The organism is Myxococcus faecalis, assembly GCF_050039385.1.
In the GTDB taxonomy this organism is placed as follows: Bacteria; Myxococcota; Myxococcia; order Myxococcales; family Myxococcaceae; genus Myxococcus; species Myxococcus fulvus.
Genome location: NZ_CP144336.1, coordinates 9,889,791 through 9,901,582, shown reverse-complemented (window position 1 = coordinate 9,901,582; position 11,792 = coordinate 9,889,791). Strand labels below are relative to the sequence as shown.

Here is an 11,792-nt window from a genome sequence, read left to right as displayed (position 1 = left end):
ACTCACATCATCGCAGGTACAGGCCCAGCCCGAACAGCACTCCGAAGATGAGCTGGAAGCGCGCGGTGCCGCCCAGCGCGGGATTCAGCGCCGCCCCCTGCTCGCGCATCACGCGCTGGAGCGGAGGCACCGCCAACGGGAGGCTCAGGAACGACAGGAACACCCAGGGTGCCGCGTACCCCAGCGCGTACATCGCGACAGGCGTGGCGAACGAGGCGGCGAGCAACAACACGTACTCCGCCTTGCCCGCCGTCGTGCCCCAGCGCACCGCCAGCGTCCGCTTGCCGGCCTTCACGTCCGTCGTCACGTCGCGCAGGTTGTTCACCACGATGAGCATGGTGCCGCTCGCCCCCACGGGGATCGCCGCCCACCACGCCGCCGGATGCACCGTGCCGGCCTGCACGTAGAACGTCCCCGTCACCGCGACCAGCCCGAAGAAGATGAAGACGAACAGGTCTCCCAGGCCGTTGTACCCCAAGGGGAACGGCCCACCCGTGTATGCGTAGCCACAGAGCAGCGACGCGAGTCCAATCGCGACGATGGGCCAGCCGCCCACCGCGACCAGATAGGCGCCCACCGCCGTCGCCGCGATGAAGCACACCGCCGCGCCCATCAACACCGTGCCCGGCGCGATGAGCCCGCTCTGCGTGACGCGCACGGGGCCCAGGCGCTCGTGGGTGTCCGCGCCCTTCTTGAAGTCGTAGTAGTCGTTGATGAAGTTGGTGCCGATCTGGATGAGCACCGCGCCCACCAGCGCCGCGAGCGCCGGGAGCAGTCGCCCCACGCCCAGGCCGAACGCGAGCGACGTCCCCACCAGCACGGGCACCAGCGCCGCCGTCAGCGTCTTCGGACGCACGGCCATCAACCACGTCTTCACCGTGGGACGAGGCTTCGACAGGGACACCGGTGCGCCAGGAACCGACGTGCTCACGGACTCATCCTCCCAGGGTCCGCCCCCGTGGCGGCCGCCTCGAACTGGGGCGCCTCGTACCAGGGCGTCTGCAGGAAGCCCAGCACCTCGCGGACGTACTCCTCCGGCGCTTCCAGATGGGGCGCATGGCCACAGTCCGTGAAGGCATGTCGCCACACCACCGGGAGCTCCGCCGCCATCCGCCGCGCCGTCTGCGTGAACTTCTCGTCCTTCGCCCCCGTCAAGAGCAGCGTGGGCAGGCGCTGATGGTGCAGCTCCGACCAGTAATCGGGTTGCACGCCCAGCCCCAGGCACTCCAGCGCTCCGGCGAGCCCCTCCGCCGTGCAGGCCCGGCGATGGGCCCGCAGTCGCTCCCGCCGCTCCGCGGGCATGGCGCGCAAGGAGTCGAACAGCGGCAGCGCCTCCCAGCGCTCCACGAAGGCGTCGACGCCCTTCGCGCGGATGAAGGCCGCCAGTTGCCCGTCCGACTCCCGCCGCTCGGCGCGCTCCTGACGACGGTGCAGCCCGGGCGAGCCGCTCTCCATGATGAGCCGACCGAAGCGGTCCGGCGCGCGCACCGCCGCGGCCAGCGCCACGCGCGCGCCCTGCGAGTACCCCAGCAGGTCCACCGTGCCCAGCCCCAGCGAGTCCACCAGGGACACGAGCGCGTCCACCGTATCGAGGAAGCCATCGCGTCCGCGCCGCTCGGGCAGCGGCGTGGCGCCGTGGCCCGGCAGGTCCACCGCGATGGCCTTCACCGAGCGGCCCATCAGCGGCTTCAGCCCGTCGAACGAGCCGCGATTCCCGGTGAAGCCGTGGAGCAGCACGAGCGGTCGGGGGCCTTCGCCCCACGTCTCGTACGCCAGCGTCACGCCCATGGTCCCTCTCCGAGTGCGGCGGCCATTCTCGCGAAGAGCTGCCGGTGGTCATCCACGTTCGCGGCCCGGTCCACGCGCACCTCCACCAGGTGCAGGCCGCCTTCCAGTCCTTCACGCACCGCCGCTCGCAGCGCCGCGGGCGTCGTGGGCCGATGCAGCCGAGCCCCACCCAGCGCCGCCGCGTGCGACAGGTCCACGCCGTGCGGCGTGCCGAACAATGCCTCGAACTCGTCCGGCTTCGCCGCCTGCGCGATGGGTAGGAACGAGAAGATGCCGCCGCCGTCGTTGTTCACCGCGACCACCGTGAGCGGAACGCGCGAGCGCGCCGCCGTCACGAACGCGCCCACGTCGTGCAGCAGCGCCAGATCCCCCGTCAGCAGCACGGCGGGACGCGACGCCGCGGCCGCGACACCGAGCGCGCTGGAGATGATGCCGTCGATTCCATTCGCGCCCCGGTTGGCCAGCACGCGCAGCGGCACACCACTCGCCGGGGCGAACGCGTCCACGTCCCGGATGGGCATGCTGCTGGAGACGAACAGCGGGACCTCGGCCGGAAGCGCGGCCACCACCTCGCGAGCGATGCGCGGCTCGCTGAGCAAGTCCGGTCGCTCGGCGAAGGCCGTCTCCAACGCGCCGCGCACCATCCGCTCCGCGGCGAGGAAGCCCTGGGTCCACCGGCCCACGCTCCGCTTCACGCCCTTCGCCAGCGCGGCACACGCCGCCACTGCCGAGCCCTCCACCACCGTGGCCGCGCGGTGCGCGGGGTCGAACAGCGCCCCCCCGTCACTGAAGAGCACGATGTCCGCGCCCGAGCCGTCCAGCCACTGCTGCGGCACCTTGGGCGTCAGCCCCCCCCCGAACCGCAGCACCAGCTCCGGCCGATGCGCCCTGGCGAACGGCGCGTGACGAAGCATCGCGTCGTAGTGCGAGAGCGTCAGCGGACCGCCGCCATAACGAGCCTGGGACGTGGCCTCCGCCAGCACCGGGTAGCCCGTGGCCTGCGACAGCGCGGAGATGGCCTCGGCGAAACCGTCCACTTCGTCGCGAGGACCGCAGACGATGACACCCCGCTCCGTCGCGGCGATGCGCTGACGCACCGACTCCAGCACCGCCGCGTCCGGCACCGGCGCGGGCGCGGCGATGCGCGTGAACGGCATCCCCGGGCGACCGCGCTTCGCGAGCGCGGACAGGCGCTCCTCACCATATGCCTCGGGCACCGGCGCGAGCGGCTCGCGGAAGGGCACGTTGAGCTGCACGGCGCCCCGAGGGGCCCGCAGCGAGGTGGCCACGGCGCGGGCGGCGGTCGCGCGCAGGTGAGACAGCGCCACGTCGCTCGACTCCGGCACGCCCACGTCCGTGAAGCTGCGCGCGTGCTCACCATAGAAGCGCGCCTGCGGCACCGTCTGCGCCGCGCCCCACCCCTGCAGCTCCAGCGGTCGGTCCGCGGTGAGCACGATGAGGGGCACCTGGGACAGCGAGGCCTCGATGACCGCCGGGTAGAAGTGCGCGCCCGCGGTGCCGCTCGTCGCGACCAGGATCACCGGCGTGCGCGATTGCTTCGCGAGCCCCAACCCGAAGAAGGCCGCGCTCCGCTCGTCGATGACGGACCAGGTGCGAAGGCCCTCCGCGCGCGCGCAGGCGATGGCCAGCGGCGAGGAGCGCGACCCCGGACACACCACCGCGTGTCGCGCGCCGCCGCGCACCAGCTCCTCCACGAGCGCGCGAGCCCACAGCAGGTTGAGATTACTGTCGCCCGACATCCCCGCCTCCCAACGCACGCAACACGGCCAGACTCTTCATCTCCGTCTCCCGCCACTCCGCCTCCGCGATGGAGCCGGCCACGATTCCGCAACCCACGTACAACCGCGCGCGAGCACCCCGCACCCGCGCCGAGCGCAGCCCCACCATCAGGTGCGCCCGCTTGGGCCCCACCCACCCCACCGGCCCCGCGTACCAGCCCCGGTCCAGCCCCTCGTGCTCCACCAGGAAGGACAACGCGCGCTCCCGAGGCGTCCCGCCCACCGCCGGCGTCGGATGCAGCGCCTCCACCACCTGCGCGGCCGACACCCCCTCGCGCAGCCGCGCGCCGATGCCCGTGCGCAGGTGCACCACGTTCTTCAACGCCAGCAACTGGGGCTCCGCGTCGGAGTGGACCTCGTCCGCGAGCGTGCGCAGCGCCGCGAGGATGTAGCGGACCACCGCGGCGTGCTCACGCGCGTCCTTGTCCTGTCCTCGCAACCCCTCGGCCTCGCGCGGCGCCGCGGTGCCCGCCAGGGCCTCCGTCTCCAGCGCCCGGCCCTCCACCCGACACAGCGTCTCCGGCGTCGCGCCCAGGAAGCACGTCCCGTCCAGCGCGCGGAAAAGGAAGGTGGCGCAGCGCGGGTTCTGCTCACGCAGCCTCGCCAGCACGTCCACCACGTCGAACGCCTCGGCGGCCTCCACATCCACGGGCCGCGCCAGCACGACCTTCTGGAGCTGTCCCGAGGCAATCGCCTCCAGCGCCCGCTCCACGCGCGCCTCGAACTCCGGCCGCGACGACACCACCGTGAGCGCGACGTCCGCGCCCCGCGCGTGGCGATACCCCGCGGAGAACCGCGCGCGGACCCGCTCGAGCCGCGAGCGCACCACGTCCTCGCCCCCTCGCTCCTCGGGCGCGAACGCGGCCACCGCCAGCCCGCTCCCGGTGCGCCACACCAGCACCTCCGGCAGCGTCCAGCGCGCCACGCCATGCGCGGCCCACGCCTCGTCCACCACCCCCGCCGCGCCGAAGCGGAGCCCGCCGAACCAGGGCCCCGGCATGTCGGACGGAGATGGGCCCAACCACCGCAACGAGAGGACACCCAAGGAGCCCAGCACCGCGGGGACCTGTGCGGGCACGGTCGCCTCGACGACCGCCGCCTCGCCCCAGCCCGCGGCCGCCTCGCGCGCCAGGGGCCGCTCCCAATACACCGTCGGAACGCCCAGCGAATCCGCTCCGGAGAGTGGATCCACCGCCGCCAGGGGCATCATTCCGGCCACCCAGCGCTGGCCCTCAACGGGATTGAGCGTCTTCATCAGCGGTCCTCATCCGCGACTGCCCTGAAATCACCTTCGGTTGTCTTCTAAGCCATAACGGCTATACATGCACCAAGGAGTTCAAAACCTCTTGAACTCGGTGGATGGGAGGGCTCGTGGGAGGCAAGCAGCCAGACGAATCCGCGCCGGCGGTGGCCGGGAAGGAGACGGGCGCGCGGCGTGTGCTCCGAGCCTTCCGTCCCGAGGGCACGCGGGTGCGTGCGGGCTCGGTGGAGGTGGGTGGACCGGGGTTCGTGGTGATGGCGGGGCCGTGCGCCGTCGAAGGTCTGGAGCAGGTGGACCGGACCGCCGCCGCCGTGGCCCAGGCGGGCGCCCACGTGCTGAGGGGTGGCGTGTTCAAGCCCCGCACCAGTCCCTATGCGTTCCAAGGAATGGGCGAGCCCGGCCTGCACCTGCTGGCCGAGGCGGGCCGTCGCCACGGGCTGCCCATCATCAGTGAGGTGATGGAGACCGCGCAGATTCCCTTCATGGCGGAGTCCTCGGACATCCTCCAGGTGGGCGCGCGGAACATGCAGAACTTCTCGCTGCTGCGCGCGCTGGGCAAGGTGCGCCGGCCGGTGTTGGTGAAGCGGGGCCTGTCGGCGACGCTGCAGGAGTGGCTGCTGGCGGCGGAGTACGTGCTCGAGGGCGGCAACGAGCAGGTGATGCTGTGCGAGCGGGGCATCCGGACGTTCGAGACGGAGATGCGCAACACGCTGGACCTGGCGGCGGTCGCCTGGGCCAAGCAGCGCACGCACCTGCCCGTCATCGTCGACCCGTCCCATGCGACGGGGCAGGTGGACCTCATCCTGCCCATGTCCCTGGCCGCCGCGGCGGCGGGCGCGGACGGGCTGCTGATTGAAGTCCATCCCCGGCCCGAGCAGGCGCTGTGCGATGGGAACCAGGCGCTGACGCCGGAGCGCTTCCAAACGTTGATGCAGCGGCTACCACCCGTGCTAGACGCGGTGGGTCGACATCTTTGGCGGCCGGAGAGTCCGGCCCAGGTCGTGAGGGCGAGATGAGCACCGAAGTCCGTCAGATGTTCTCCTCCATCGCCACGAAGTACGACGTGACGAATGAGGTCCTGTCGTTCGGCATCCATCGTCTGTGGCGACGGACCGCGGTGCGCCTGAGCCAGGCGAAGCCGGGGGACAGCGTCCTCGACTGCGCCTCCGGCACGGGTGACCTGGCGCTCGCGTTCAAGCGCAAGGTGGGCGCCACGGGCCACGTGATTGGCACCGACTTCTGCGCGGAGATGCTGGAGAGCGGCCCCGCCAAGGCGGCGAAGGCGGGGCTCCAGGTGGACTTCCAGGTGGCCGACGCCATGGACCTGCCCTTCGAGGACAACCGCTTCGACGTGGCGTCCATCGCCTTCGGCATCCGCAACGTGGATGACCCGGTGAAGTGCCTGAGCGAGATGGGCCGCGTGGTGAAGCCGGGCGGCCGCGTCGTCGTGCTGGAGTTCGGTCAGCCCACGGGCGTCTTCGGCGCGCTGTTCCGCTTCTACAGCAAGACGGTGATGCCCACGGTGGGCGGCCTGCTCACCGGCAACCGCGCGGCGTATGAGTACCTGCCCCGCACGTCGGCGGCGTTCCCCGCGGGGGAGCGCTTCCTGTCGCTGATGGACCAGTCCGGCGCCTATGCGGAGCGAAGCGCGCATCCGCTGACGTTCGGAACGGCGAACGTGTATGTCGGCCTCGTCCGCTGAGCCGCGGCAACACCTCGTCGAGCATGTCCTCTCCTCGGTGGATCCCCGGCTCAGGCCGGCACTGAGGGACGCCCTCACGCGCCCGGGGCCCACGCCCCGTCCCGCTGCGGGGCAGACCGTGGTGCTGGGTGGCCACCGGGGCGCCGGCAAGTCCACGCTGCTGCCCCGCGTGGCCCGGCTGCTCGGGCGCACGGGCGTGGACCTGGACGCGCACCTGGAGAAGACGCACGGACGTCCGCTGCGCACCTGGGTGGCCCAGGCCCCCGCCGAGTTCCGCGCCGCCGAGCGCCGCGCGCTGCTGGAGCTGCCCCCCGGGGGGCTCGTGGCCGTGGGCGGCGGGTTCCTGTCGCATCACCCGGACGCGCTCGCCGGCACCTTCACCCTCATCATCCCCGTGACGTTCGAGACCTACCGCGAGCGGCTGCTCACGGACCGGACGCGCCCCCGGCTGCGACCGGAGGTCTCCCTGGAAGAGGAGATCGCCTCCATCTTCCGCGAGCGCGAGGCGCTGCACGCCCGCGTTCCCACCGTCGCCCTGGTGGACTTCCTCCGGGGCTGCCTGCATCCCGAGGAGGTCTTGTGACGCCCGCCCGGCGCATCGTGACGCTGCCCCCCACCCTGCTCGGCCCCGACGCCGTGCACTTCGCCCGGGGGTGCCAGCGTCGCGGCGCCGACGTGCTGGAGATTCGCACCGACCTGCACGCCCCCGACGCCGTGGACGCCGCCGCGCTCGCGGACGTGCTCCCGCTGCTCGTGTCCGAGCGTGGCAAGCCCCTTCCTCCCGCCTGGGTCGCCGCCGCGTGGCGCGTGGACCGGGACCTGATGGACGCCACCGGGCAGAAGGGCCCGCTCGACGCGCCCTCCGGCAAGCTGCTCGCGTCGCACCACGCGGACCGGCAGCTCACCACCGATGAAGCGCTCGCGCTGTGGTCGCGCGAGCTGCCCGCCGACGCGCTGGTGAAGCACGTGGAGCCCATGACGGACCCGGCCCACCTCTCCGTGCTGCTGGAGACGCAGCGACAGCTGGGCGAGCGCTTCGGCGTGTCGCGCGTCACCGTGCTCGGCATGGGCGCGGTGGCGCTGCCGGCGCGCGCGGTGCTGGCGCGCAACAACCTGCTCGACTACGTGGCCGCGGGCGGCTCCTGGGCCGCGGCGCCGGGACAGCGGCTGCTCGACGACGCCGTGCGCGAGTGGAGGGGCGCGGACCGCACGACGCTCCCCGCCCCCCTGCGCCTGGGCATCTTCGGGACGGCCATCACCCACTCCCGCTCGCCCCGCATCCACCGCCAGCCTTTCGACCGCATCGACCTCCCCGAGGACGGACCCGTCGAGGCGGTGCTCGACTCGCTCGTGCCCCACTACGGCGGCTTCGCCGTCACCAGCCCCTTCAAGCTGCGGCTCGCGAAGCACACCGGCTCGTCGCTGGACGCCATCAACACCCTGGTCCGCCGGGGCTCCCAGTGGGAGTCCTTCAACACCGACACCGAGGGCGCCCGGAAGGTCCTGGAGCGCCTGGACGCGAAGGACATCATCGTCCTGGGCGACGGCGGGGCGACCTCCGCGCTGCGCACCGTGGCCGCCGAGCGTGGCCAGGCGCTGCGAGTCCTGCGGCGCGCCGACATCCAGGGGCCGGTGACGGGGGCCGTCGTGTGGACCTGGCCGGACCGGGTGGCTCCACCGGATTCCCTGCGATTCGAGCGAGCGCGCGTCGCGGTGATCGCGTACGGTGCGCCCGGCCGACGCATCGCGGCGGAGATCACGCGGCGCGGCGGAACCCCGGTCCTGCTGGGTGCGGCGTGGTTCGTCGCGCAGGCCCGGCGACAGCGCCAGCTTTGGGAGACCGCGACATGAACACCTTCGGCGTCCTCTTTCGCTTGACGACCTTTGGCGAGAGCCACGGCCCCGCGCTCGGCGCGGTGGTGGACGGCTGCCCCGCGGGTGTGCCGCTCACGAGCACGCGCATCCAGGCCGCGCTGGACCGCCGCCGCCCGGGCCAGTCCGCGCTCGTCACACCCCGCAACGAGCCGGACCAGGTGGAGATCCTCTCCGGTGTGTTCGAGGACAAGACGCTCGGCACGCCCATCGCCGCCATCGTCCGCAACACCAACCAGCGCTCCGGTGACTACAAGGAGCTCAAGCAGGTGGACCGGCCCGGCCACGCGGACGCCGTGTGGCGCGAGCGCTACAAGCACCGCGACCACCGCGGCGGCGGGCGCACCAGCGGCCGCGAGACGCTCTGCCGCGTCATCGGCGGCACCATCGCCGAGGCGTACCTGGAGCGGGACATGCCCACCCTGAGCACCGTCGCGTACGTGTCGCAGGTGGGCGACCTCGTCGCCTCCGTGCCCGCCCCGGGCCTGACGCGCGCCATGGTGGACGCACACCCCACGCGCTGCCCCGATGAGGCGGTGCGCGAGGAGATGTCCCGCCGCATCCTCGCCGCCAAGGAGGCCGGAGACAGCCTGGGCGGCTCCATCGACATCCGCGTGGAGGGCCTGCCGGTGGGACTGGGCGAGCCCATCTTCGGGAAGATCAAGGCGCTCATCGCCCAGGCCCTGGGCAGCGTGGGCGCCGTCACCGGCGTCGTCTGGGGACCGCCGGACCTGATGCAGCGCATCGGTCAGCCGGGCACCCAGTTCCACTCCGTGAAGGACGTCTACGGCGGCATCCAGGGCGGTCTCACCAACGGCGAGCCGCTCCAGGTCCGCGCCTACTTCAAACCCCCAGCGACGCTGGCGGACCACGCGAAGGGTGGCCGTCACGACCCGTGCATCATGCCCCGCGCCGTCCCGGTGCTGGAGTCCATGGTGTCCCTGGTCATCGCAGACCTCGTCCAACAGATGAACGCACGCCCCAACACCCTATGACCCCCTACCCTCCCGGCGCCTACCGTCCACCCAACGATCGCTGGGGACCCTTCACCCGACTCGCCAGGCGCCTCCCCGAGGGAAGCCTCGCGGTGGTGGACCGCACCGTCGCCAGGCTCCACCCGACGCTCCTCCCCGCGCTCGAGGCCCGCGCGCCTCGCGCCATCGTCCAGTTGGTGGGCGGTGAGAGCGCCAAGAGCTTCGCGGCGCTGGAGAAGGTGCTCGCCGCGGGCCTGTCCCTGCCGCGCTCGGGCACGCTCGTCGCCGTGGGCGGCGGCACCGTGGGCGATGTCTCCACCGTGGCCGCGCACCTGCTCAAGCGCGGCGTGCGGCTGGTGCAGGTGCCCACCACGTTGCTCGCCGCCGTCGACAGCAGCCTCGGCGGCAAGGGCGCGGTGGACCTCACCGTGAAGGGCCGCGTGGTGAAGAACCCCGCCGGCGTCTTCCACTACGCCGACGAGTCGTGGATCTGCCCGGAGCTGTTCGCCTCGCTGTCGCCCACGCAGGTGCGTGAGGGCTCGCTCGAGGCGTGGAAGATGGTCATCAGCCTGGATGCGGCCCTGTTCCGCCGCTACACGCGCACGCCCCCCGCGCTGGAGAGGCTGGTCAAGCACGCGCGCGGGCTCAAGGAGAAGGTCTGCGCCCAGGACCCGTACGAGTTCCAGGGCCTGCGCCGGGTGCTCAACTTCGGCCACACCTTCGGCCACGTGCTGGAGAGCGTGTCCCACTTCAAGCTGTCGCACGGCGACGCGGTGGGGCTGGGCATCCTGCTGGCCCTGGACGTGGGCCGCCACCTGGGCGTCACCCCCGAGCCCATCGCCGCCCAGGCGGAGGCCGCGCTGGAGAACGGCCCCGGCGTGCTCGGCCGCGAGCGCGTGGCCCAGTTGCTGCGCCCCGCATCGCTCAAGACCATCACCACCCTGCTCGACGCCGACAAGAAGGCCGGCGCCAAGGGCGAGCTGCGCATGGTGCTGCTGACGGCCATCGGCGCCACCGAGGTCCGCGACGTGGGCCCGCAGACGTGGCGCGCGCTGTGGCCCGCGTGGGCGAAGGGGGTGCGCCCGTGAGCGCCAGCACCCATCGCATCGTGGTGGAGACCTCGGGCCTGAAGGCCTCGCCCCTCACTCCGCCCGTGTCCAAGTCGGACGCGCAGCGGGCGCTGGTGCTGGGCCACCTCACCGGCTCCTGGCCGCTGCCCTCCGTGCAGGCCGAGTCCGACGAGGACCTGCCCGCCGACGTGCGCGTGCTGCGCCGGGGCGTGGAGGCCCTGCGCCTTCCGGCCGGCCCCGTGCGAGACGTGGACTGCGCCGACGGTGGCGCCCCGTTCCGCATCCTGGCCACCCAGGTCGCGGTGACGCCCGGCGCGCGCGTGCGCCTCAGCGGCACCCCTCGCCTGGGCGAGCGTCCCCACGGGCCGCTCTTCACGTCGCTGAAGGACGCGCTCGGCCCCGCGGGGCTCACCCTCACCGAGGGACAGCCCTGGCCGGTGGAAATCACCGCGCCCACGGACACGTCCTCCGTCGAGCCCGTGTTCCGTGTCCCCGGCTCGCAGAGCAGCCAGTACGCCTCCAGCCTCCTGTTGGGCTGCGCGGCGCTGTACCTGCGCGAGCGCCGCGCGTGGAGCGTGGACATCGAGGGCACGCTGACGAGCGCGGGCTACCTGGACCTCACGCTGACGTGGCTGGAGCGCTTCGGCTTCGAGCTGAAGAAGTCCGCCTCCCGCTACACCGTCTGCGGCTACACCCCGCCGCCGAGCGTCCCCACGCTCCCGGGCGACTGGTCCTCGCTGGGCTACCTGCTGCTCGTGGCCTGGAAGGCCGGCGGCACCGTGGAGCGCGCGGACACGGCCAGCGCCCATCCGGACCAGGCCATCCTCCGGCTCATCGAGCAGGTGGGCTTGAGGACCGAACCCGCGTCGGAGGCGCACGTCCTGAAGGTGACGGGACGGCCCACGGGCGGCCTGCGGGCTTCGGGCAAGGAGTGCCCGGACCTGTTGCCGACCCTGGCGGCGCTCGCCTGTGTGCTCCCCGCGCCCTCCACGCTCACGGACGTCGGAATCCTCCGACTGAAGGAGAGCGACCGGTTGGAAGGCATCCGGGACCTGGTGACGGCCTTCGGCGGCAAGGCGGAGCTGGAGGATGACACCCTCCTCGTGACGCCCCCGTCCACGCCGCCCGCCCGTTTCGAGATGGACAGCCGGGGTGACCACCGGCTCGCCATGACGGCCGCGACCCTGAGCGTGCTGTCCGGAGTGACCCTCGTCCTCACCGGCCCCGAGTGTGTCGAGAAGAGCTTTCCGGGCTTCTGGCGTCAGCTCACCCGCTCGGGCGTCCGCATTTCAGCGTCCCCGTAGGAAACATCAGTGTCTCCCTCAC

Annotated in this window: 11 protein-coding genes; 7 read left to right on the top strand and 4 right to left on the bottom strand. The window is 72.6% G+C overall.

Going from position 1 to position 11,792, the window contains the following annotated elements:
- Positions 1-7: 7 nt before the first annotated feature.
- Genes VZQ01_RS39555 through VZQ01_RS39540 form a run of 4 tightly spaced genes read right to left on the bottom strand, consistent with a single transcriptional unit; the run spans position 8 to position 4,842 of the window.
- Positions 8-931 carry a 1,4-dihydroxy-2-naphthoate polyprenyltransferase gene (locus VZQ01_RS39555; RefSeq protein ID WP_223747452.1) on the bottom strand — a complete coding sequence of 308 codons (924 nt, stop codon included), beginning with the start codon at positions 929-931 and terminating at the stop codon, positions 8-10.
- Entirely contained in the window at positions 928-1,788 is an 861-nt protein-coding gene (menH, locus tag VZQ01_RS39550; RefSeq protein ID WP_223747451.1) for a 2-succinyl-6-hydroxy-2,4-cyclohexadiene-1-carboxylate synthase, read from the bottom strand. Before menH ends, VZQ01_RS39555 begins: the two co-directional genes overlap by 4 nt.
- Positions 1,779-3,548, bottom strand: coding sequence for a 2-succinyl-5-enolpyruvyl-6-hydroxy-3-cyclohexene-1-carboxylic-acid synthase (menD, locus tag VZQ01_RS39545; protein ID WP_426746218.1), 1,770 nt, complete (start codon positions 3,546-3,548; stop codon positions 1,779-1,781). The genes menH and menD overlap by 10 nt, the downstream gene beginning before the upstream one ends.
- Positions 3,532-4,842, bottom strand: a complete 1,311-nt coding sequence (locus tag VZQ01_RS39540; protein WP_426746217.1) for an isochorismate synthase — start codon at positions 4,840-4,842, stop codon at positions 3,532-3,534. Before VZQ01_RS39540 ends, menD begins: the two co-directional genes overlap by 17 nt.
- 116 nt (positions 4,843-4,958) lie before the next feature.
- On the opposite strand from VZQ01_RS39540, the gene aroF reads away from it, so the two are divergent.
- The 7 genes from aroF to VZQ01_RS39505 are packed head-to-tail and all read left to right on the top strand — an operon-like array spanning position 4,959 to position 11,770.
- Positions 4,959-5,864 carry a 3-deoxy-7-phosphoheptulonate synthase gene (gene aroF, locus VZQ01_RS39535; RefSeq protein WP_223747448.1) on the top strand — a complete coding sequence of 302 codons (906 nt, stop codon included), beginning with the start codon at positions 4,959-4,961 and terminating at the stop codon, positions 5,862-5,864.
- Positions 5,861-6,550, top strand: a complete 690-nt coding sequence (ubiE, locus tag VZQ01_RS39530) for a bifunctional demethylmenaquinone methyltransferase/2-methoxy-6-polyprenyl-1,4-benzoquinol methylase UbiE (protein WP_141323327.1) — start codon at positions 5,861-5,863, stop codon at positions 6,548-6,550. The genes aroF and ubiE overlap by 4 nt, the downstream gene beginning before the upstream one ends.
- Before the next feature lie 37 nt (positions 6,551-6,587).
- Positions 6,588-7,133, top strand: coding sequence for a shikimate kinase (locus tag VZQ01_RS39525; protein ID WP_223747446.1), 546 nt, complete (start codon positions 6,588-6,590; stop codon positions 7,131-7,133).
- A complete protein-coding gene (locus tag VZQ01_RS39520; protein ID WP_426746216.1) occupies positions 7,130-8,401 on the top strand; it encodes a shikimate dehydrogenase in 1,272 nt (423 codons plus the stop codon). The genes VZQ01_RS39525 and VZQ01_RS39520 overlap by 4 nt, the downstream gene beginning before the upstream one ends.
- The gene (gene aroC, locus VZQ01_RS39515; RefSeq protein ID WP_267700792.1) at positions 8,398-9,417 is read left to right on the top strand and encodes a chorismate synthase; all 1,020 of its coding nucleotides are present in this window, start codon (positions 8,398-8,400) and stop codon (positions 9,415-9,417) included. Before VZQ01_RS39520 ends, aroC begins: the two co-directional genes overlap by 4 nt.
- Positions 9,414-10,484, top strand: a complete 1,071-nt coding sequence (locus VZQ01_RS39510) for a 3-dehydroquinate synthase (RefSeq protein ID WP_426746215.1) — start codon at positions 9,414-9,416, stop codon at positions 10,482-10,484. The genes aroC and VZQ01_RS39510 overlap by 4 nt, the downstream gene beginning before the upstream one ends.
- On the top strand, positions 10,481-11,770 hold the full coding sequence (locus VZQ01_RS39505) for a 3-phosphoshikimate 1-carboxyvinyltransferase (protein WP_426746214.1): 1,290 nt from the start codon (positions 10,481-10,483) through the stop codon (positions 11,768-11,770). Before VZQ01_RS39510 ends, VZQ01_RS39505 begins: the two co-directional genes overlap by 4 nt.
- Positions 11,771-11,792 lie beyond the last annotated feature (22 nt).

Bases quoted from the DNA above. Each gene is read 5' to 3' on its own strand.
- aroC (WP_267700792.1), top strand. From the start codon at position 8,398: ATGAACACCTTCGGCGTCCTCTTTCGCTTGACGACCTTTGGCGAGAGC.
- VZQ01_RS39540 (WP_426746217.1), bottom strand. From the start codon at position 4,842: ATGAAGACGCTCAATCCCGTTGAGGGCCAGCGCTGGGTGGCCGGAATG.
- menH (WP_223747451.1), bottom strand. From the start codon at position 1,788: ATGGGCGTGACGCTGGCGTACGAGACGTGGGGCGAAGGCCCCCGACCG.
- VZQ01_RS39510 (WP_426746215.1), top strand. From the start codon at position 9,414: ATGACCCCCTACCCTCCCGGCGCCTACCGTCCACCCAACGATCGCTGG.
- menD (WP_426746218.1), bottom strand. From the start codon at position 3,548: ATGTCGGGCGACAGTAATCTCAACCTGCTGTGGGCTCGCGCGCTCGTG.
- ubiE (WP_141323327.1), top strand. From the start codon at position 5,861: ATGAGCACCGAAGTCCGTCAGATGTTCTCCTCCATCGCCACGAAGTAC.